General features: G+C 73.2%; 20 protein-coding genes and 1 tRNA gene. 5 read left to right on the forward strand and 16 right to left on the reverse strand.

The features are described 5' to 3' along the window. Positions 1–144: 144 nt before the first annotated feature. From JS521_RS22085 to ehuB, 6 genes are all read right to left on the reverse strand, one after another. A complete protein-coding gene (locus JS521_RS22085) occupies positions 145–699 on the reverse strand; it encodes a hypothetical protein (RefSeq protein ID WP_205084681.1) in 555 nt (184 codons plus the stop codon). A gap of 101 nt (positions 700–800) precedes the next feature. Further along, the gene (locus JS521_RS22090; RefSeq protein WP_205084682.1) at positions 801–1,559 is read right to left on the reverse strand and encodes an IclR family transcriptional regulator; all 759 of its coding nucleotides are present in this window, start codon (positions 1,557–1,559) and stop codon (positions 801–803) included. Between the two features lie 167 nt (positions 1,560–1,726). After that, positions 1,727–2,584 (reverse strand): ectoine/hydroxyectoine ABC transporter ATP-binding protein EhuA, encoded by an 858-nt coding sequence (ehuA, locus tag JS521_RS22095; protein WP_205084683.1) that lies wholly within the window; start codon positions 2,582–2,584, stop codon positions 1,727–1,729. Further along, positions 2,574–3,218: an ectoine/hydroxyectoine ABC transporter permease subunit EhuD gene (gene ehuD, locus JS521_RS22100; RefSeq protein WP_205084684.1), complete on the reverse strand. Its 645-nt coding sequence runs from the start codon at positions 3,216–3,218 to the stop codon at positions 2,574–2,576. The genes ehuA and ehuD overlap by 11 nt, the downstream gene beginning before the upstream one ends. Then, positions 3,215–3,946, reverse strand: coding sequence for an ectoine/hydroxyectoine ABC transporter permease subunit EhuC (gene ehuC, locus JS521_RS22105; protein ID WP_205084685.1), 732 nt, complete (start codon positions 3,944–3,946; stop codon positions 3,215–3,217). The genes ehuD and ehuC overlap by 4 nt, the downstream gene beginning before the upstream one ends. Before the next feature lie 22 nt (positions 3,947–3,968). Further along, on the reverse strand, positions 3,969–4,871 hold the full coding sequence (ehuB, locus tag JS521_RS22110) for an ectoine/hydroxyectoine ABC transporter substrate-binding protein EhuB (protein ID WP_205084686.1): 903 nt from the start codon (positions 4,869–4,871) through the stop codon (positions 3,969–3,971). A gap of 247 nt (positions 4,872–5,118) precedes the next feature. Here ehuB and kilB point away from each other — a divergent pair, with 247 nt between their 5' ends. After that, positions 5,119–5,562, forward strand: a complete 444-nt coding sequence (kilB, locus tag JS521_RS22115) for a plasmid transfer protein KilB (RefSeq protein WP_504740020.1) — start codon at positions 5,119–5,121, stop codon at positions 5,560–5,562. On the opposite strand, the gene JS521_RS22120 is transcribed toward kilB, so the two are convergent. Continuing rightward, positions 5,552–6,559, reverse strand: a complete 1,008-nt coding sequence (locus tag JS521_RS22120) for a D-2-hydroxyacid dehydrogenase (RefSeq protein WP_205084688.1) — start codon at positions 6,557–6,559, stop codon at positions 5,552–5,554. The two genes, kilB and JS521_RS22120, sit on opposite strands and share 11 nt — an antisense overlap. Positions 6,560–6,825: 266 nt before the next feature. Here JS521_RS22120 and JS521_RS22125 point away from each other — a divergent pair, with 266 nt between their 5' ends. Together JS521_RS22125 and JS521_RS22130 are read left to right on the forward strand one after the other, a co-directional pair. Beyond that, the gene (locus tag JS521_RS22125) at positions 6,826–7,590 is read left to right on the forward strand and encodes a maleate cis-trans isomerase family protein (RefSeq protein WP_205084689.1); all 765 of its coding nucleotides are present in this window, start codon (positions 6,826–6,828) and stop codon (positions 7,588–7,590) included. A gap of 107 nt (positions 7,591–7,697) precedes the next feature. After that, positions 7,698–8,858 carry an LLM class flavin-dependent oxidoreductase gene (locus tag JS521_RS22130; RefSeq protein WP_205084690.1) on the forward strand — a complete coding sequence of 387 codons (1,161 nt, stop codon included), beginning with the start codon at positions 7,698–7,700 and terminating at the stop codon, positions 8,856–8,858. A gap of 79 nt (positions 8,859–8,937) precedes the next feature. Here JS521_RS22130 and JS521_RS22135 read toward each other — a convergent pair whose 3' ends face one another. Next, complete coding sequence (locus JS521_RS22135) at positions 8,938–10,887, reverse strand: putative bifunctional diguanylate cyclase/phosphodiesterase (RefSeq protein WP_205084691.1); 1,950 nt, start codon at positions 10,885–10,887, stop codon at positions 8,938–8,940. A 386-nt stretch (positions 10,888–11,273) separates the two neighbouring features. Between JS521_RS22135 and JS521_RS22140 the strand changes: the two genes are divergently transcribed. Continuing rightward, a complete protein-coding gene (locus JS521_RS22140) occupies positions 11,274–12,521 on the forward strand; it encodes a M6 family metalloprotease domain-containing protein (protein WP_205084698.1) in 1,248 nt (415 codons plus the stop codon). Positions 12,522–12,590: 69 nt separating this feature from the next. On the opposite strand, the gene JS521_RS22145 is transcribed toward JS521_RS22140, so the two are convergent. The 7 genes from JS521_RS22145 to JS521_RS22175 form a co-directional block, all read right to left on the reverse strand. Beyond that, positions 12,591–12,664 (reverse strand) — tRNA-Lys (locus JS521_RS22145). Beyond that, positions 12,655–13,341: a bifunctional DNA primase/polymerase gene (locus tag JS521_RS22150; protein ID WP_205084692.1), complete on the reverse strand. Its 687-nt coding sequence runs from the start codon at positions 13,339–13,341 to the stop codon at positions 12,655–12,657. Before JS521_RS22150 ends, JS521_RS22145 begins: the two co-directional genes overlap by 10 nt. A gap of 207 nt (positions 13,342–13,548) precedes the next feature. Then, positions 13,549–13,890 carry a DUF8844 domain-containing protein gene (locus JS521_RS22155; protein WP_205084693.1) on the reverse strand — a complete coding sequence of 114 codons (342 nt, stop codon included), beginning with the start codon at positions 13,888–13,890 and terminating at the stop codon, positions 13,549–13,551. Positions 13,891–14,007: 117 nt separating this feature from the next. Further along, on the reverse strand, positions 14,008–15,342 hold the full coding sequence (locus tag JS521_RS22160) for an AAA domain-containing protein (RefSeq protein WP_205084694.1): 1,335 nt from the start codon (positions 15,340–15,342) through the stop codon (positions 14,008–14,010). Between the two features lie 66 nt (positions 15,343–15,408). Continuing rightward, complete coding sequence (locus JS521_RS22165) at positions 15,409–17,025, reverse strand: hypothetical protein (protein WP_205084695.1); 1,617 nt, start codon at positions 17,023–17,025, stop codon at positions 15,409–15,411. Beyond that, positions 17,016–18,050 (reverse strand): hypothetical protein, encoded by a 1,035-nt coding sequence (locus tag JS521_RS22170; protein WP_205084699.1) that lies wholly within the window; start codon positions 18,048–18,050, stop codon positions 17,016–17,018. The genes JS521_RS22165 and JS521_RS22170 overlap by 10 nt, the downstream gene beginning before the upstream one ends. A gap of 106 nt (positions 18,051–18,156) precedes the next feature. Beyond that, positions 18,157–19,176, reverse strand: a complete 1,020-nt coding sequence (locus tag JS521_RS22175) for a phosphatase PAP2 family protein (protein WP_205084696.1) — start codon at positions 19,174–19,176, stop codon at positions 18,157–18,159. Between the two features lie 242 nt (positions 19,177–19,418). Between JS521_RS22175 and JS521_RS22180 the strand changes: the two genes are divergently transcribed. Beyond that, a complete protein-coding gene (locus JS521_RS22180; RefSeq protein ID WP_205084697.1) occupies positions 19,419–20,015 on the forward strand; it encodes a histidine phosphatase family protein in 597 nt (198 codons plus the stop codon). 404 nt (positions 20,016–20,419) lie between these two features. Here JS521_RS22180 and JS521_RS22185 read toward each other — a convergent pair. Continuing rightward, on the reverse strand, positions 20,420–20,882 hold a 463-nt coding region (locus JS521_RS22185; protein WP_504740021.1), incomplete at its 5' end, for an NsdA family TPR-like regulatory protein.

Below are 20,882 nucleotides of genomic sequence, written 5' to 3' on the forward strand. Positions count from 1 at the left end.
CGTCAGGGACTCGAACCCCGGACCCGCTGATTAAGAGTCAGCTGCTCTAACCAACTGAGCTAACGGCGCCTGCTGACTCGAAAATAATACCTGGTCCCGCGGGGTGCTGATGACACCCCGCCGCTCAGGGCCCCCGGAGCCCGCTCACGCCGCCCCGCGCCCGCCCACCGCGTCCGGGATCAGCGGCCCGATCCACGCGGCGAACGGCTCCGCCAGCTCGTCGCCGGCCGCCCGGACGAGTTCGTTGGGGTCCTCGGCGGCCTCCAGGCCGAAGCGGTCGCGCAGCCAGGACCGGAACGCCGGGTTCGCCGGGCTGGGGTCGTACGCCTCCTCGCCCCCGTCCGTCTCCTCGCCCTCGTCCGCGTAGTCCACGCCGTCCCAGCCGCCCATCGGGGTCCAGCCGGAGGCGAGGATCCGCAGCAGCTCGGGCAGATCGCGGGCGACGACGTGGACGCCGCCCTCGTCGCCGAGGAAGAGCACCGGCAGCGTGGCGAGGTCGGCGCGGTCGTCCCGCAGCCAGATCGCGTACGTCGAGCCGGAGCCGGTGGCCTGCGCGAAGGGCCGGATGCGGTCGGAGAGCTGCGGGTAGCCGCCGTCGTCATCGCCGAAGGCGATCAGCTCGAATTCCGGCGCGAAGTAGTCGTCGACGCTGTCCTCGAACTCCTTCAGGAGGTTCAGCGCGGGTATCGGTGCGTACATGGCGGTGAGGGTACCGCCGACGAGCCCGGAACGGTCCGAAGGGAGACCTGCAGCGCCGGCGACAGCAGGATCGCGGGACCGGCAGGTCCGGCAGGGAAGGCCTACAGCGCCAGCGACAGCAGGACCGGCGCCGCCCGGCGGCTCAGCGTCTCGGCCGCCGACCGCAGCCGGTGCGCGTCCTCGATCGGCAGCGACAGGGCGAGGCAGCCTGCGGCGGAGCCGGCCGTCAGCGGCACGGCCGCGCAGACGGTGCCCACCGCGTACTCCTGGAGGTCCAGCACCGGGACCGTGGCGGCCTGGGCGTCCAGCTGGGAGAAGAGGATCTTCTCGTCGGTGATCGTCCGCGAGGTGAGCCGGGCCGTCCGGTGCCGGGAGATGTGGTCGCGCCGCCCGTCGTGGTCGAGCTGGGCCAGCAGGCACTTGCCGACCGCGCTGGCGTGCGCCGAGGAGCGGAAGTCCACCCACTCGTTGACCGCGGGGGTGAGCGGGCCGTCCGCGACCTGGGTCACGCTGACCTCGCCGTCCACGTACCGGCTGAGGTAGACCGCCGCGCCGACGGAGTCGCGCAGCTCGGTGAGGGTGAGCTGGAGGCGGTCCTCCAGCGCCTGGCGGCGGGCCGCCCCGGAGCCGAGCAGCAGCAGGGATGCGCCGATGACGTACGCGCCGTCGCTGACCTGCTCCACATACCCCTCGCGGCGCAGCGTGAGGAGCAGGGAGGCGAGGTGGCCGGTCGGCAGCCCCGTCTCGCGCGAGATCTGGGCATCGGTCACACCGTCGCCGTGCTTGGAGACCGTTTCGAGCACGCGCAGGGCGTACTGCACCGAGTGGAACGGTGCGGTCGGCTCGGGCTTCAACGCCACGGTGTCCCCCTACCAGGTTGTGACCGCAAGCTTTCGCCCCACGATAGCCGCAGGAAGGCCCCCGCGGGGCGGCAGTTGACGAGTCAGTAGGGGCGCCCCGGAGCTGTCATCTGGGGCGCACCCGTCTGGCATATGCCAACGTCATGGTCGGTGGCTCAACTGCGAGGTCACAGAACCGCGTTGAGGAACTCGCGCGTACGTTCGTGCGACGGATCGGAGAAGATTTTCTCCGGGGATCCGGACTCCACGACCCGTCCCGCGTCGAACATCAGCACCTTCTCCGAGACGTCCCGGGCGAAGCTCATCTCATGGGTCACGCAGAGCATGGTGATGTCGGTGTTGCGGGCGATGTCCTCCAGCAGCTCCAGCACGCCCGCCACCAGCTCCGGGTCGAGCGCGGAGGTCACCTCGTCCAGGAGCAGGATCTCCGGCTCCATGGCGAGCGCGCGGGCGATGGCGACCCGCTGCTGCTGGCCGCCGGAGAGCTGCGAGGGGTGGGCGTCGACCTTCGCGGAGAGCCCCACCAGGTCCAGCAGCTCCCGGGCCCGGGTCTCCGCCTCCTCGCGGCTCTTGCCGAGCACGCTGACCGGGGCCTCGGTGATGTTCTCGATCACCTTCATGTTCGGGAAGAGGTTGAACTGCTGGAAGACCATCCCGATCTTCTTCCGGGACTCGCGCAGCTGCTTCTCGCCCGCCGGCTTCAGCGAACCGTCCGGGGTGCGTGTGTGGGTCAGCGGGGAACCGTCGACCCAGATCACCCCGCCGCTGACCTTCTCCAGCGTCATCAGCAGCCGCAGGATCGTGGTCTTGCCCGAACCGCTGGGCCCGATCAGGGTGACGTGCTCGCCGCGGTCCACGGTGAAGTCCAGCTCGTCCAGGACGACATGGTCGCCGTAGCGCTTGACGACCTTGTCGAACCGGACCAGCGGCTCGCCCGTACGGGCCGAGGCGGGGGCGGCGTCCTGGGGAGCGGCCGCCGGCCCCGGGGAATCCGTCTTCTGCAGGGGGAGGGGTTCAGTGGCCAAGGCGCTTCTCCAGCTTTCTCATCAACAGCGACGTGGGGTAGCTCGCGACCAGGAAGATCAGGCCGGCGAGGGTGAACACCTCGGTGTACGCGAACTGCTCGGCCCCGTACTTCCGGGCTTCGAAGACCATCTCCTGCACGGTGATCACGGCGAGGAACGGCGTCTCCTTGAACATCGAGATCGCGTAGTTCCCGAGCGCGGGCAGCACGTTGCGCACCGCCTGCGGCAGGATCACGGCCTGCCAGGTGCGCCGGGGCGACAGCGACAGCGCCCGGCACGCCTCCCACTGGCCCTTCGGTACGCCGTCGATTCCGGCCCGGTAGACCTCGGAGGTGTACGCGGCGTAGTGGACGCCCAGCACCGCGATGCCGATGTACAGCGGCTCCACCGTGTTGAACAGCGCTGCCGCGCCCACCAGTTGCACCAGAAGCGGGGTGGAGCGGACGAACTCCGTGACGACCCGCACCGGGACCGTCACGAACCTGCTGGGCGCACGCCCTGCCATCGCGACGACCAGCCCCAGTACGGCCGCCACCAGGGTGCCGAGCACGGTGGCCAGGAGGGTGACCCTGAACCCCTCCAGCAGGAGGGGCAGGGACTCCCTGACGGCGTTCCAGTCGAAGCCGTCGTTCATCGGGTACCTCCCACGGCGGCGGTGGACGCGCTGCGGCTCTTGAACAGGCTCGTCGCGCCGGTTTCCAGGCCGAGCCGCCGCTTGGCGCTCCGCTCCAGCAGGTTCATCAGCATCGTCAGCGCGTACGCCAGCACGAAGTAGGCGGCCAGCAGGGTCAGATAGGCGGTCACCGTCTCACCGGTGCGGTCGCGCAGTTGCTGGACCACCGTCATCAGATCGGCGGCCGAGATCAGCCACAGCAGCGGCGTCGCCTTCAGCAACTGGATCAGCAGGTTGGTGAAGCTCGGGATCATCTGCACCCAGGCCTGCGGCAGGATCACCTTCCAGAGCCGCCTGGCCGGGCTGAGGTTGAGCGCGATCGCCGCCTCGTACTGTCCGCGCGGCACGGAGTTGATCGCGCCCCGCACCACTTCGGCCCCGTACGCACCGAAGTTGAGGCCGAACGCGACCACGCCGCAGATGACGGGCGTCAGTTCGTAGCCGGTCACCAGCGGCATTGCGTAGTAGAGCCAGAACAGCTGGATGTAGAGGGAGGTGCCCCGGAAGAACTCCACGACCACCCGGGAGACCCCGCGCGCCAGGAGCAGTCGGCTGTTCGCCGTAAGCCCGAGCACGAAGGCCAGCACCCCGGCGAGCAGCGCGCCCAGGACCGTGGCCTGGAGCGTCACCCACAGGCCGGACCGGACTCTGGGGAACTCCTCGACGAGGAGGGAGAAGAAGTCACTCATGCGCGCGCGCCCGCCCGCCCCGTCAGCCCTTGCACAGGTCCGCCGTCTTCAGGTCCTCCGGCGGGATCTCCGACTCCCCGAACCCGTACGGCTCCAGCAGCTGCACATAGCGCGAGCGGTCGGAGACGATCTTCTTCAGCTCGCGGTTGAACGAGTCCCGCAGATCCTCGTTGCCCTTGCGGAACACCGCGCCGCCCGGCGAGAACTGCGCGTTGCCGTCGATCTCCGGCACGAACGGCTCGGTGACCTCGGTGTCCGGGTTGGTCTTCGCCAGCCAGCGCAGCGAGATCCCGGTGAGCAGGAAGGCGTCGATCCGGCCGCCCTTGACGGCGTCGGCCCCGTCCTGCGGCTTCTGCAACGTCTTGATCTTGCCTTCGGCTATGCCCGCGCCCTTGGCGTAACTGCCCTCGACCGCACCGGACATGACGCCGATGGTGATCCCCGCCTCCTTCGCGGAGGCCAGGTCGGTGAGCTTCTTCGGGTTGCCCTTCTTCACCATCAGCGCGGTCGGCGAGATGAACTCCGGCTCGGAGAAGATCGCGTTGCCGCAGCGCTCCGGGGTGATGGCCATGCCTGCGCTGACCACGTCGTACTTGCCGGCCTGGAGCCCGGGGATCAGCCCGTCCCACTCGGAGAGCGTCGGCTTCAGCTCGTCCACGCCGAGGGCCTTGAAGATCTCCCGGTGCAGCGTCGGGGCCTCGCCCTTGAGCTCCTTGCCCTCCAGGTAGCCGTACGGGGCCTCATTCGCGTACGCCACCCGTACGAAGCCCTGCTTGCGGAGCTTGTCCAGGGCGCCCTCGCCCGTCGCGGAGCCGGCGTCGGTCTTGCTGCACGCGGTGAGGAGGCCGGGAACGACGAGGAGGCCGCCCACGGCCGCCGATCGGTTGAGGAAACCCCGGCGGGACAGGTTCGGGAATTCAGCCATGGTTCGCAATCTCCTGGAGGTCGAACAGTCCGGACAGGGTGAGCGCCTGCCCGATCCCGTACGTCTATGCGGGTAGCCGGAGGCATGTAACCCAACGGTGGCCGGAAGGTGACCTTCCCGTGCCCGAACGGGGCGGAGGGCGACCAGTGATGCGCGGGGCGTGTTCCCCCGTCATGGAGAATTCATGACTCCATGTCAGTCACTTCTGTGATCAGCTGGCGCCATGGTTGCCCTATGGACAAGCGTCGTGGCGGTCGGGGGCACGCTCCTGGGGGCCGTGCTCACGCACCTCTTCCAACGTCTCAACGCCGCGCGCACGGAGAGGTTCTCCCGGTCGGAGGCGCTCCGGCAGGAACGCACGGCCACCTACAGCTCGTTCGCCGCCTCGGCGGAGGAGTACCGGCACGGGCAGGCGGGCCGCTGGTACCGCATGCGGCAGAGCCCTGACTCCGAGGCGTTCGTCGAGGCGCGCGACGAGGCCCACCGTCTGCGTACCGCCACCCGGCAGGTGCTCTACCGGGTCAAACTGCTCACCGACGACCCGGAAGTGGTCGCCGCCGCCGAAGAGGCCTACCGGTGCACGCGGGACGTCTCGACCGCCCAGGACCAGGACGAGCACGAGGCGCTGGACGCCGCGGCGAGGGAGGCCATCGAGGCGTTCGTCGTCCGGGCCGCGCCGCTCACCCGTTGAGGTCGCCGGGCTCGCCGGGCCCGTTGAGCTCGTCGAGGTCGGGGGAGAGGTCGGCGGAGGGGACGTAACCGCGTTCCTTGTCGACCACGTTCGGCAACGGCTCGCCGCGCGCCCACCGTTCGTACAGCGCGACGAACTGCTCGCCCAGCCGGTCGCGCCACCCCACCGTGTCCCCGCTCAGGTGCGGCGAGACCAGCAGCCCCGGTACGTCCCACAACGGGCTGTCCGGGCCCAGCGGTTCGTCCTCGAACACGTCGAGCGCCGCGCCCGCCAGCCAGCGGCGGTTCAGCGCGTCCACCAGGTCGGCCTGCACCACGCTCGCCCCGCGCCCCACGTTGATGAACCGCGCCGAGGGCTGGAGCAGACCGAAGAAGCGGGAGTCGAACATCCCGCGCGTCGCGTCGGTCAGCGGGGCCGCGCCGATCACCCAGTCCGCCCGCGCCGCCAGCCGGTCCAGGTCCGCCGCCCCGTGGATGGTGCGCCGGGCGGTCCGTCCCACCAGGGCCACCGTGACCCCCAGGCCGTGCAGCAGCCGGGTGATCTCCCGGCCGACCGGGCCGGCCCCCACGACCACCGCCCGCGCCCCGGCGACCCGCTGCCCCTCGCGGTGGTGCCAGCGCCGGTCCCGCTGGAGGGCGAGGGTGCCGGGGAGGTCCTTGGCCATCGCCAGCACCAGCCCGGCCACGTACTCGGCGATCGGCCGCTCGAAGATCCCCCGGGCGTTGGTGAGGACGGTGCCGGAGGCGACCAGCTCCGGGCAGAGCAGCCGGTCCACGCCCGCGCTCGCCGTGTGCACCCAGCGCGGCCGCCGCCCCGGACCCGGCCAGGCGTCCCGTACGGCGTCCGACGCGAAGTCCCACACCAGCAGCACATCGGCGGCCGGCAGCCGCTCGGCGAGCGTGGCGGCGTCCGCGTACCGCACGTCCACCCGGCCGGTCAGCCGGCCGAGCCGCGGGGACGGTTCGGCGTCGAGGACGAGCAGGACGGGATCCGGCATCGCTGGGCGGCCCTCCGCGACAGAACGGAACTACGGATCGCCCACGCTCGCAGCAGGTCACCCCCGCGTCAACGAGGCCCGGCCGCGCGCCCCGGCGCCCGGCCGGGGGAATACTGGGAACAGGCCGGGGCACCCGTGACCGGTCGCGCGGTCACGGCCGCCGGAGCCTCCGGAGGCCCGCCGCGGCCCCTTGGCCGGGCCGCCGCCTCGATCCCGAGGGGATCGTCCGCCGCGCGGCGAGCCGTCGACGCACAGGAAGGGTGGACATGACGACCGTAGGGCTTCTCTACCCGGGCCACGCCGCAGAGGACGACTTCCCACGGACCGAGATCCTGCTCGACACCGACATCCGGCTGCCCCTGTTCTCCACCGAGACCGGCGAGGACGCCTACCGCGCCGACGCGCTGCGCGAGCAGGGCGCGCCGGAGCGGATCGCCGAGGGTGTCGAGGAGCTGCGCCTCGCCGGGGCCGAGGCGCTGATCTGGGCCTCCAGCGGCGGCAGCTTCGGGCAGGGCTGGGAAGGCGCCCACGAGCAGGTCGCCACGCTCGCCCGGACGGCGGGCCTGCCCGCCTCCAGCACCTCCATCGGCTTCGGCCACGCGGTGCGGGAGCTGGGGGCCGGCCGGGTCGCGGTCGCCGCGCCCTACCCCGAGGACGTCACCGGGCTCTTCGCGGAGCTCCTGGCGTCGGCGGGCATCGAGGTGGTGGCCGCCGCGTCCGGCGGGGCCGGCTCGTCGGCCGAGGCCGGGTCCTGGTCCCCGGACCAGGTGAAGCGGCTGGCGCGGGAGGCGGACCACCCGGACGCCGAGGTGGTCCTGATCCCGGACACCTCCCTGCACACCACCGCGTACATCCCCGAGCTGGAGGAGCTGCTCGGCAAGCCCGTCCTCACGGCGAACCAGGTCACGGTCTGGGAGGGGCTGCGCCTCGCCGACCGCCGGACCTGGGCGCCCACGCTCGGCACCCTGTTCGCCACCCGCGAGCCGGTGCTGCGGACGCTGGAGCCGAAGGGCATCGAGGTGCGGGAGTAGCGCGGCGGGTCGGCCTCCTGACGCGTCGGGAATAAAACGGAGTCGCCCTCCTGTTGTTGCTCGGCGATACGCAGACGTACGACAGCAGCACCGGGAGAGGCCGACACGTGGACGAGATCCGAGGCGACGAGACCCGCGGCGACGCGAAGGGCGGAGACGCGACGGGCGACGCGAAGGGCGACGGGGACGGGATCCGGGGTGCCGCAGCCGGAACGGCCGCCGTGCCGCTGTCCGTGCTCGATCTGGTCACCGTGGGGCACGGCCGCACCGCGAGCCAGGCCCTGCGCACCGGCGTGGAGATCGCGAAGCTCGCCGAGAGCCGCGGCTTCCACCGCTACTGGGTCGCCGAGCACCACTCCATGCCCGGGGTCGCCTCGTCCTCGCCGGCCGTGATCCTGGCGCACATCGCCGCCCACACCGAGCGCATCCGGCTCGGCTCGGGCGGGGTGATGCTGCCCAACCACGCGCCGCTGGTGATCGCCGAGCAGTTCGGCACGCTGGAGGCGATGGCCCCGGGCCGGGTCGACCTCGGCCTCGGCCGCGCCCCCGGGACGGACGGGGCGACGGCGGCGGCCCTGCGGCGCAGCGACCGGCTCAACGAGGGCGCGGACGACTTTCCGCAGCAGCTCATGGAGCTGATCCGCTTCCTGGACGACGACTTCCCGGACGGACACCCGTACGCCCGGATCCACGCCGTACCTGGCCCGGTCCAGGCGACCGCCCCCGGTGGGGTGCAGTCCGCCCACCGGCCGCCCGTCTGGCTGCTGGGCTCCTCCGGCTTCAGTGCGCGGCTGGCGGGGACGCTGGGGCTGCCGTTCGCCTTCGCGCACCACTTCTCGGCGCAGAACACCATCCCGGCGCTCGACCTGTACCGCGAGTCCTTCCGGCCCTCCGCCGTGCTGGACGCCCCGTACGCCCTCATCGGGGTCTCGGCGCTGGCCGCCGACGACGAGCGCGAAGCCCGCCGCCAGGTGCTGACCGGGGCGCTGTCGATGGTCCGGCTGCGCACCGGCCGCCCGGGGCTGATCCCGAGCCCGGAGGAGGCGGCGGCGTACGACTTCTCCCCGATGGAGCGGGAGTTCGTCGACGGCTGGCTCGCCAACGTGATCCACGGCACCGCCGACGAGGTCCGCGGCGGCCTCGACGACCTGGCCAAGCGCACCGGCGCCGACGAGCTGATGATCACCGCCAACGCGCACGGCGGGGACGCGCGGCTGCGGAGCTACGAGCTGATCGCGGACGCGTACGGCCTGCCGACCGCGGCCTGAGCGGCGGGGACGGTTCCGGTCGGCCGGGCCGGGCACGGGTTCCCGCGCCGGGCCCCGGTTCCGGCCGCCCCCGGAGGCGTCAGCCCTCCAGTGGCCGGGAGCCGATCAGCCCGGCGATCTGCTCCGGCGCGACCGCCCGCGAGTACAGCCACCCCTGCCCCGTGTCGCAGCCGATCCGCCGCAGCCGCTCCGCCTGCCCGGCCGTCTCCACGCACTCCGCGGTGACGGTCAGGCCCAGGCGGTGGGCGAGCTGCACCATGGCCTCCACGATCGTCTCGTCGGCGGGGCTGGGATGCGTGCCGTCCTCGTACCGGAAGCCCTTGACGAACGCCCCGTCCAGCTTGAGTACGGAGACGGGGAGCCGGCTGAGGTAGGCGAGGTTGCTGTACCCCGTCCCGAAGTCGTCGATGGCGATCCGTACGCCCATGTCGCTCAGCGCCTGGAGCGCTCTCAGCGGGCGGCCGCCGGAGCCCATCACCGCCGACTCGGTCAGCTCCAGCTGGAGCAGCCCGGGGGCGAGTCCGGTCTCGGTGAGGATCTCCGCGACGTCCGCCACCAGGTCGGAGTCCCAGACCTGCCGTACGGCGACGTTGACGCTGATGAACAGCGGCGGCTCGTCCGGGTGGTCCAGCTGCCAGCGCCGCGCCTGGCGGCACGCGGTGCGCAGGATCCACCGGCCCAGCTGGACGATCGAGCCGTCCTCCTCGGCGATCTGGACGAACCGATTCGGCGGCAGCACGCCGAACTGCGGGTGGTTCCAGCGCACCAGCGCCTCGACGCCGCGCAGCACCCCGTCCGCCATCCCGACCAGCGGCTGGTACTCCAGCGTGAACTCGCCGCGCTCCACGGCGGGCCGGAGCGTCGAGGAGAGGGACTGCCGGGTCATGCGGTGGGCGTTGCGCTCGGGGTCGAACAGGGTCCAGCGGGCCCGGCCGTCCGCCTTCGCCCAGTAGAGCGTGGTGTCGGCGGCCTGCATCAGACCGGTGGGCGAGGTGCCGGCGGCGGTCCGCTCGACCACCCCGATCGACGCGGAGACCGAGAGCCGCTGCCCGGCCAGGTCGAACGGCTGCTGGAGCGCGGCGAGCACCGAGTGGGCCAGGTCGGTCAGCTCCTGGGTGCCGGCCGAGTCCTCGACCAGGATCGCGAACTCGTCGCCGCCCAGCCGCGCCACCAGCCGGTTGCCGCCGGGATTGCGGGAGGCGTCGTTCTCGGCGCAGTCGGTGAGCCGCGCGGCGACGGCGGCCAGCAGCCGGTCCCCGGTGCGGTGGCCCAGGGTGTCGTTGATCGCCTTGAAGCCGTCCAGGTCCAGGTAGCAGAGGCCGATCCGGGCCTGCTGCCGGGTCGGCAGGGAGTCGTCCTGGTACGGCGGGGTCTCCAGGGCCGAGGCGAGCCGCTCGAAGAACAGCGTCCGGTTGGGCAGCCGGGTCACCGGGTCGTGCATCTGGAGGTGGCGCAGCCGCTCCTGGAGCTCGCGCCGGTCGCTGACGTCCGCGACCGTCAGCAGCACCCGGGCCGCCTCGGTCGCCGACGCGCCGGTCATCGGTACGACGGTGATCTCCGCCCACAGGGAGCGCCCGTCGGAATGCTTGAGGCGGCGGGTGCAGCGGAACCGGGAGCGGCGGCCGAGGAGCACCTCGCGGTAGGCGTGCCAGGTGCGGTCGTCGGAGGCGAGGTCGAGCAGCTCGCACGCCTGCCGCCCGGCGAGGACCGCGGCCGGGGTTCCCAGCAGCCCGCCGAGCGCCTCGTTGGCCCGGACGACGTGGCCCCGGCCGTCGACGACGCCCATGGGGAGCGTGGCGGCGTTGAAGGCGGCCCGGTAGTCGCGCAGCTCGGCGGCGGTGGAACCGGCCTCGCCCCCGGCGGGATCGGTCCGGGCGGTCTCGGCCCGTGGGGGATCGGTCCGGGGGGAGTCGGTCCGGGCGGGGCCGTTCTCGGCCGGGGCCGTCGTATGACGCTCCGTGACCGGCGCGGCGGGCGCGCCCGGGGCCGTGCCTGCCGAGGCGCCGGGCCCTTCGGAGGTTCCGCTCACCGCTCGCTCCCGCTGTGAAGGTCGTCGTGAACTGGTGGGGTCCAACTGGCCGCCGGGTGGTGGTCCCGTGAAGGGGCCCGTTCCACGCGGGAAAGCGTGGTGAAGCATAGAGGGTGCCGCACGGGCCGTTCCAGCTCACCGTCCGGTCCTGGCCACCGTGAGGGTCCGCGGGGCAGCGGGAGCAGGCGTTCCGCTTTGCCCGGTCCTGATCATTTCTGTGCGGATCCGTTGCATCGGGCCGTCGGCCTGACCGATGGTGACGTTCCGTGAAGGTGTGGGCCTCGATTTTGACCGCTGACCCGTGTGGGGCAGCACAACAGGGCGTGGCGTGGTGAAGCGGCACAGGGTGGACGGGATGGACCGTGTTTCCCCACCCGGAGGTCGATGTGCCGTCCCGTCGCGGACCCGGGGGAGCGGAACGGTCGCCGCTGCCCCTGCGCAGTCTGGCCGCCGCCGCCACCTCCCTGCTGGCGCTCGCCGCCACGTCCCTCGTCGCGGGCCCCGCCGCGGCCGCCACGGGGGACGCCGCCCCCTGCGCGCTGCCTCGGACGGCGGCGCACCACTCGCTCGGCCTGAACACCTGGAACGCGGCCTACCCGCGCCCCGACCAGGGCCTCGACGCGGTCATGATCTTCCTGTCGTTCCCGGACTCCGCGCCCTCGCTCACCCCCGATGAGCTCACCGCCGACCACTTCCCCGCCACCACCCGCTTCTTCGAGCGCGCCAGCTACGGCCGGTTCACCCTGCGCCCGCACCCGCAGCGGAGCTGGACGCAGATGCCGCGCGACTCCACCTGGTACGCCATAGAGCGGGACTGGAACGCAGAGCGGCGCACCGCCTACCTGCGTGACGCCGTCGCCGCCGCCGACCCGGAGGTGGACTTCTCCCGGTACGACGTCGTCTACCTGGTGGCCGACCCGGACGCCCCCGGCGTCGACTCCGACGCCACCAAGGTCGTCAACTTCGACCGGCCGCTGCGCGCCGACGACCATGACATCCGGCGCGTCGTCACGGTCTTCGAGCAGCACCCGCCCGACCGCAACGTCCTCGCCCACGAGACCGGGCACGTCTTCGACCTCGCCGACCTCTACCACCGCCCCACCGACGGCAAGGGCGACTGGGACACGTACGTCGGCGACTGGGACGTCATGGGCAGCCAGTTCGGCCTCGCCCCCGACCTGTTCGGCTGGCACAAGTGGAAGCTCGGCTGGCTCGGCGGCCGGCAGGTCGTGTGCGTCAAGGGCTCGGCCGACCTCACCCTGGAACCGGTCGCCGCCGCCCCGGTGCCCGGCGGATCGATCGGAACCCGGCTCGCCGTGGTCCGCACCGGCGCCGACAGCGCCCTGGCCATCGAGGCCCGCGGCGCCACCGGCAACGACCGGTCCACCTGCACCGAGGGCATCCTGATCTACCGCGTCCGCAGCGAGACGGCCTCCGGCGGCGGACCCGTCGAGGTGATCGACACCCATCCGGAGACCGGCGCCTGCTGGGACCGCTCGGTCTACCCGCCGCTGGCCGACGCCCCGCTCGAGGTCGGCGAGACCTTCACCGTCCCGGGCGACGGCACCCGCGTCGAGGTCGCCGACCGCACCCCGTCCGGCTCCTGGACCGTCCGGATCACCACCGGCGTCTGAAGAACCCTGCCAGCTGCCCCCCGGCACACGAAGAAGCCCCCCGCTTCCGCGAGGGGCTTCTTCCGTCTGTGCGCCGTCAGGGACTCGAACCCCGGACCCGCTGATTAAGAGTCAGCTGCTCTAACCAACTGAGCTAACGGCGCCTGGTGACGTCGTAGACATTAGCACCCTGATCCGCCCGAGGAAAAATTGAATGCGCACCACCCCGGGAGGAGGCGGACCGGCTGACCCGCACACACGCCCAGAGCAGCACATCGGGCCCGGGCAGCCACGGATTGCGGGTGTCGGGGGCGACCACCCAGCGCGGCCCGCCGTCCGACGACGCGCAGGTCAGCGGCGGTACGGTCACGGCGTCACCGGTGCCGTGACAGAGCAGGGGCGGCACCGGGCCGCGCGACTCCCCGGAACCCCCGGAGCCGCCGGCTCCCCACTCCTCCCAGGCGAGCAGCGAGGGCAGCCGCTGGGCCGTTCCGGGGGCGGCGAACAGCAGCATCCGGCCCCGGTGCGTGGCCACCGGACCGGAGCCGGGCCCCTCCGCCCAGAGCTGTTCCAGCATCCGCCGCCCGAACAGCGCCGGCACGTTCACCACGTCGAAGGCGGAACCGCAGGGGAGCACCCCGGGGGCCGTGGGGCGCTCCTCCCACTGGGCGAGCGTGCTGCGCGGGTAGGGGGCGGCCCCGGCCAGCCAGGCGGCGCCGGCCGCCGTGACCTGTGCGGCCTGGGGTCCGGACTGGTCCCGCAGCAGGGCGAAGATGTCGACGCCGTGGTGCGGGGCGGCACCGGTCCGCAGGGTCGTTTCGTCTTTCAGCCATGCGCTCATGGAGCAAGGTCTACCGGGAGTGACGGAACTGATTCCGAGAGTTGCCGGAAACCGGGACAGGTGGGGAGGGGGAGGGGTATCTTGCCCGCCGGAATATGCCACGGGCCCTGACCCCCGGCCTGGCGGCGCAGCATCTGCCCCGGCCGCCCCACGGATCACATCGGCACCACAGAGCCCAACGGCACCATCTGAGCGTTCCGCAGGAGGTCAGGCTCTCGGCGAGTCCAGCAGGGAGCGGCCGAACTCGATCATCTTCTTCGCGTAGTCCTCGGTCCACTCCGCGCGCTCCGCGACGTCCGCCGGGGTCAGCCGGTCGAACCGGCTCGGGTCGGCGAGCTGCGCCGCCGCCATCGCCTGGAACTCCACCGACCGGTCCGTCGCCGCCCGGAAGGCCTGCGTCAGCTCGGTCGCCCGGGCCAGCAGCTCACGGGGGTCCTCCAGCGACTCCAGGTCGAAGAAGTGCTCCGGATCCGCCGTGGCCTGAGACGGCTCGAAGAGCAGCGGCGCGGGGCGCAGCCGCTGCCGTTCGTTCCGCTCGGACTGTGTCATGTGCTGTTCCTCCCTCGCACGGCCAGGACGGCCACCCTCCATTGTCCAACCCCGCGCAAGAGGGCCCTGGGCCGTGAGCTTCGCCGGGCCGGCCGCTCTCTTCGATACGTCACGTCCTCACGGCTTCCAGCGCACCTTGTGCTCCGCGAGGTGGGCCAGCACCGCGTGGTTGGCCTCCCAGCCGTCGGGGAACTTCACCGTGACGCCGAGCTGGACCGGCTCCGTTGACGGGTGCTCGTCCAGCAGGTCCGCGACCCCTTCCCGGCACACCACGACACAGGCGTGCCGGTGCCGCGAGGCCAGCACGCACAGGCGGCCCGTCTCCAGGTGGAAGGCCGTGGCGTCGGGGCGGCCCGACAGGGGGTGCAGCACCACCGTGACGTCGAACTCGCGGCCCTGGAGCCGGTTCGCCGTGTCCACCGCGACCCCCGTGACGCCCAGCTCGGCGAGGGCCGCCCGCACCGCCGCCGCCTGGTCGCGGTGGGCCGTGCCGACCGCCACCCGGTCCGCCGTCACCGGCACCGGATCCTCGGCCCGCTCGCTGGTGGCGACGCCGCCCCGGTCCAGCAGCCGCCGGACCACCAGCGCCACCGCCCGTACCGCCTCGGGGTCCGTGCGCGGAGTGTGCCGGGCCGGCAGCTCCAGCAGCCCCCACCCGGACTCCGCCGCCTCGTCCAGCACCCGGTCCGGGCCCGACCCGTCCGACGCCACCCCGAAGGAGAGCTTCCGGTCCCCGTGGTCCGTACCGCTGCGGAAGGGCGTGTACGGGTAGAACGCGTCCGACACCAGCGGGGCCGCCGACGCCGGAAGCCGCCAGGAGACCGGGAGCCGGTGCTGCGGCAGCTCAGGGTTGTGCGCGAGCAGCGTGGACACCGCGCTCGCGGAGGGGTCGTAGGTCAGCCCCGCCCACTGGTCCGCGCCGACGATCGAGAACGGGTCCAGCTGTCCCGGATCCCCGACGAACAGCGCCCGTTCGAACAGCCCGGCCACCGCCAGCAGCGCGTCCGAGCGCATCTGGTACGCCTCGTCGACGATCGCGTGCCCCCACGGCTCCACGTTCTTCACGTGCGCCCACTTGGCGGCCGTCGAGATCACGATGTCGAGCCCGGCCAGATCCGCCGCCTTGGCCGACTTCGTCACGTTGGCGAGGCCGTCCAGCACCTTGTCGTACGGGTCGGAGTCGCTGCTGTGCAGCCGTCCCACCGGCAGCTCCGGGTCCTTCTCCGCGAGCCGTACGACCAGGTCGTCGACCTGGGCGTTCGTCTGCGCGATCACCATCAGCGGGTGCCCGGCGGCGGCCAGCTCCAGGGCCGCCCGGACCACCAGCGTCGACTTCCCGGCGCCGGGGGGCGAGTCGACGACGATGCCCCTGCTGCTGCCGCGCAGGGTGTCGTCGAGGATCGCGCCGGTCGCGCGCGCCGCCTCCGCACCGGGGTCGAAGCCGGTCCTCACAGCGGTCCCTCCGAGGTCACGGGCGTCGAGGTCACAGCGGTCCCTCCGAGGTCACGTGGGTCGGGGTCACAGCAGGTCCTCCGGGGTCACGGGGTCGGGTTGCTCCGCGCGCGTCGCGGCGTCCGCGCCCGGCGGGCCGCCGTGGGTCCACGGCGTCTCCTCCGGGTCCGGCAGCTTCGGCCCGCCGCGCTGGTCGTGCTCGAACAGGGTCCAGGCGATCCGCTCCCCGGGCTCCGGCACCGAACCGGGCGCGGGCTCCTTGCTCCGGCCCATCCGGTCCAGGATCCGCAGCACCAGCAGGATCTCGCCGTCCTGGTCCGTCTCCTGCTCGGCCCGCACGAACTCCGCCGTCTGCGGCTTGCCGTCCAGCGAGCGGTAGACCTTCGTCCGCTCGCCCAGGTGCGGTCGCTCGTCCGTGCGGACGGTGACCAGCGGGCGAGGCGAGGGCCGCTTCGACTCGGTGTACGCCATCTCCACCCCGGACACCGTGCCGAGGAACGCCTCGCCGGCCAGCCGCCGACCCGCCAGCACCAGCGGGTCGTCCAGCGCCTCCTGCGCCTCCAACTGGGCCTGGGCGGTCTCCCGGGAGGCCAGCTTCTGGGCCGCCGTCACCGCGTCGTCGCGGCGCGGCTGCGGCGGCTCGCCCGAGCGCACCCGGTCCCGGTGCGCGGTGAACGACCAGCGGTCCCGGGTCCAGCGGTCCTCGGCCCTGGCCCCCTCGGGCAGCTGCCGCAGCAGGTCGAGACCCCGCCAGACCGCGTCCCAGGTCGGCAGCATGACCCGCGCCAGCAGCGAACGGATCTCGCGCTCGGCGGCGCTCAGCTCACCGAGGCGGGCATCCGCGGCGAGCCCGTCCTCGGCGGACGCGAGCGCCGTGCGCGCCCGGTCGTACCGCTCGATCGCCGGGGCGAGGAGCCGGTTGTCGAAGTCCGGGTCGGTCGCCGGACCGGCCGGCGGGCACAGCAACTGCCCCTCCCCGTCCCGGGCCAGCTCGGCCCGGAGCGCCGCCTCGGCCCCCGAGGAACCGGCCGGCGGGTCGATCCAGGACAGCAGCGCGCCCAGGTGCTGGTCCTCCAGGCTGCTCTGCCCGGTCGCCCAGTGCCGGTTCAGCAGATCGGTGGAGGCCAGCAGCAGCGAGGAGCCGGGCACCCTGGCCCGTTCCCCGTAGTGCGTCAGCCAGCGGCCGAGCAGCGGCACCCGGGCCGGGGCCGGATACGGGGTGTCCGGGTTGTCCTCGGCGGTGCGGCGGAACCGCATGGACCGGCCCAGCAGCCGGACGAACTCGACGCCCGCCCGGCTCGGCACGATCACCTGGGCGGCGTCCAGGCACAGCTCGACCTCGACCTTGGTCTTCTTGCCGGTCGCCGGATCGGTCTCGTTGCGCTCGGCGGGCTCGACGACGTCCGCGCACGCCTCGATGTGCGGCAGGACCGCCTCCGCCAGCTCGGCCAGGAACGCGAAGCGCAGGTCCCGGTCGCGCGGCTGGGCGACGGCCAGCAGCCGGGGCGCCTCCCGGTCGGTGCCGACCAGCGCCCCGAGCGGGGCCCCGGCCTCACCTGCGGTGGTCAGCGGCACCAGCACCAGCGGCCGGTCGGTGAGATGGCGGTGCCGTACGGTCGCCAGCGGCTGGGCGCGCCCGGAGTCGACCGCCTCCAGCCGGGCGAGGGTGGTGATCAGCGACATGCGGCCGCACCTTCCGGAGTCCCGCCGCCCGCGACGGAGGCGGCTTCCGGCGCCTCGGCCCGCAGCCCGGCGGCGCTCTCCAGGGCCTCGGCGCGCAGGGCGGCGGCCCGGCGCAGCGCCGCGACCGTCGGGTCGGCGGGATCGCCCTCCTTGCCCGCGGCGGCCGCCAGCACCCCGGCCACCGTCGTCAGCCCGCCCAGCTCACCGCGCACACTGCGGCCCAGCGCCTCCACGGCCCCCTCGGCCCGGGACCTCGCCCGGCAGTGGAAGGCCAGCTCGCAGGCGGCCAGGCACTCCGGGGCGTACGCCGGGGGCACCGCGGCCACGGCGGCGTCCAACTCCTCCGGGGCGCACGCCGGATCGAACGTCGTCCCCTCCGGCAGCCCCGCCGCGATGTCCTCGACGCGCATCAGCCGGGTCAGCTGCCTGCGGGTCACGGCGCGCTGCTTGCGTACATCTACGACGGAGGCGGTCGGCAGGTTCGAGAAGTCCTTGGGGCAGACCAGCAGCACCTGGTGCCCGACCTCCGCGCCCTCGGTGACCGCCGCGACCCGCTCCAGCGCCAGCACGTACACCGCGGCCTGCCGGGCGGCGGCCCCGACCTTCGCCGCGGCGGCCGACGCGTCGATCATCGGGAACGACTTGATCTCGACCACGGTCCACCGGCCGTCGGGGTGCACCACGACCGCGTCGGGCTCCAGATAGGCGGGGGAGCCCGCCACCTCCAGGGCCAGCATCGGGTGGTCCAGCAGGGCCCAACCGCCCGCCGCCGTGGCCTCCCGCAGGGCGAGCGCGGTGCGCGCGGCGCGGCCCTCGGGTCCTGCGGCGCTCAGATCGGGCGTGGCGACGTCCGGGCCCGGGGCGGCGGAGGAGCCGCCGAGGCGCTCGTACAGCAGGCGCAGCAGCTCCGCGCCGCCGTCCGCCTTGACCTTCGCCTCGAAGGCGTTGCCCCGCATGAAGGCGAACTGGGACTGCCCGAAGGGGGCGGGAGAGCCGAGCGCGGTGGCCAGCACGCCCTTGTCCACCCCGGCGCCGTCCAGCAGGGCCCGCCGCTTGCAGCCGGGGTTGGCGGCGAGGGCGGCCAGGGCTCTGGCGTCGAGCGGGTGCGGTGCGACGGAGGGGCCGCGCAGCTCAGCGAGCCGCTGCCGGAGCGTCGTCGCTCGCGGCGGTGTCGGCGGCGTCTCTGGCTGCCGGCCCGCCGACTGCCGTGCCGCCGACTGCCGGGCCGGGGGGATCTGCGGAGGTGGTCCGCTGGCCGGGGATTCGCTCACCCGTGGAAGTCTTGCACCCGGCACTGACATCCGGGGACACGGTCGCCGGAACCGACGTGGCGGCGGTGCTCGCGAGGCCCTGCTTCCGGCCGCCGGGGAGGCCGCCCGGGAGAACGCCGGCCAGCCGCGCCTTGACCCCGTCGGCGAACCGGATGACGGGCTTCACCAGCAGGGCCCCGAGGCCCATCACGGCCGCGCCCGCGACGGCGTCCAGGAAGTAGTGGTTGGCGGTGCCCATCACGACGATCGTGGTGATCAGCGGATAGGCGATCCCCGCCGCCCGTATCAGGGGGTGGCGGCCGTGCCGCCACAGCAGGATGCCGCACCAGAGCGACCAGCCGACGTGCAGGCTGGGCATCGCCGCGTACTGGTTGGTCATCCCGCTCAGCCCGCGCGGGGCGCTCGCGCCCGCGCCCCACCAGCCGTAACTGCTGTACTGCGCCATCGTGTCGACGAAGCCGTGGCTCGCGTCCAGCAGGCGGGGCGGGCAGGTCGGCATCAACGTGAAGCCGACGAGACCCAGCAGCGTGGAGTTCATCAGCCAGACCCGGGCCGCCCGGTACGCCGCCGACCTGCGCCGGAACATCCAGACGAGGACGGCGGGGGTGACCACGTAATGAAGGGAGGCGTAGGCGAAGTCGGCGGGTATGCCGATGGACGGGGTGCTGGTGAAGAGACGGTTCAGCGGGTGCTCGGCGTTGAGGTACAGCGCCTGTTCCAGCCGGAGGATCGCCAGGCCGTTGTCGATCGCCGTCGACACATCGCCGCGCACCATGAGCCGGCCCACGGAATACAGCGCGTACACCACCGCGATCAGTGGCAGCTCCGTCCACCAGCGGGGCCGATGACCGGTCGCGGGCGGCGCGGTGGCGTGCGGCATCCGGTAGCTCTCCCCATGTTCATGCGGCCGACGACGAACGTTCAACCGTACGGCGGCACCGTGCCGCCGACTCCCCCGGGGGTCCGCTTCGGGACATCCCGTCCGCAGCGGTCCCGTCGTGGTCCGATCTCTTCGCCGGGGGCTGCACGAGAGAGGGACGCCCGCCGGGCCCGGGAGGTTGCCTGGCGGGCCGGTACGGGATGATGGAAGAACCCAGCACCAGCGTTCCAGGGAGAGCCTTCATGGCACCGCGCATCCTGCTCGCCCGGCACGGCCAGACCCAGTGGTCGGTCCGGGGCAACCACACAGGCAGGACGGACATCCCGCTCCTGGACGCCGGGCGCGAGGGCGCGAAGCTGCTCGGCGAGCGGCTGCACCGGGCGCCGTGGGCGGGGCTGCCCGGCGTCGAGGTCCGCACCAGTCCGCTGGTCCGGGCCGCCGAGACCTGCGAGCTCGCCGGGTTCGGGAAGCGGGCCGAGCCGTGGGACGCGCTGATGGAATGGGACTACGGGGCGTACGAGGGACTGACCCCGGCCGAGATCAAGGCGGACCGGCCGGACTGGCTGATCTGGCGGGACGGGGTGCCGGGCGGGGAGTCCGTCGCCGACGTCACCGCCCGCGCGGACGAGATCGTCGCGTGGGCGCGGTCTTCGGACCGGGACGTGCTGGTCTTCGCCCACGGCCACATTCTGCGGGCGCTGGGTGCGCGGTGGCTGGGGGAGGACCTGTCCTTCGGCGCGCGGATCCGCCTGGAGCCGACGTCGCTCTCGGTCCTGGGCTGGGCGTACGGCCTCCCGGCCCTGGAACGCTGGAACGACACGGGCCACCTGGACCACTGACCTCGCGGGGGGCCCGCACCCCTTACGCCTGAGCCCGCTCTTTCGGCCCGCCCGCGCCACCTCCAGCCCGTCCGGCGTTTGAGGACGGAACCGTCCAGTCGGTGGGCGTCAGCTTGGCGGACTCCCTGGCCCACCCCGGCCCTTCGCCCGGTGGGGGTCAGCTTGGCGGACTCCCGGACTCACCCCAGCCCGTCCGGCGATTGAGGACGGAACCCTTTGCCCGGTGGGCGGGAACTTCACGGACCCCGGGGAGGGGGAGACCCTGTCCGCACCCGAGAACGTGCTTGACGGTTCCGTCCTCGAACGCCGGACAGGCTGGGTGGTCCGCCGGACGGGCTGGAAGGAGGTCACCGCTCGACGTGCTGGGAGGCCCCCCCGTCCTACGGGCTGAAAGGGGCGCGGCCCTACGCGCCGGACGCGCCGGATTCGTGGCGGGTCAGGAACGACGACACCTCCGGCGCCCCCGCCCGAGAGCCCAGCACCCGTACCGCCCCCGCCAACATCCCCCGAATCCGCGACGACTGCACCCGGGTCAGCAGATCCAGCACCTGGTGCCCCGTCGCCGCCGCCTCGTCCGCCCGCCCCGCCCGGGCCAGGTCACCCGTGAGCTGCGCCCGGTACAGCGCCAGGTTCCGGGTGAAGTGCGCGTCCTGGAGCACCACCGCCCGCCGCCCGTGCCGCGCCGCCCGGGACCAGTCGCCCAGCGCCGACCAGCACTGTGCCTCCAGCAGTTCCAGCTCCGCCTCCCGGAAGAAGCTCATCCACTCCGGGTCACCGGACGCGGGGCCCCGCTCGAACGCCGCCCGCGCCCGCCCGATCGCCCGGTCGCACCCCGGCCGCCCGGCCCCGCCGGCGCCTCGGGGGGTG

Source organism: Streptomyces durocortorensis, assembly GCF_016901035.1.
GTDB classification, from domain to species: domain Bacteria; phylum Actinomycetota; class Actinomycetes; order Streptomycetales; family Streptomycetaceae; genus Streptomyces; species Streptomyces durocortorensis.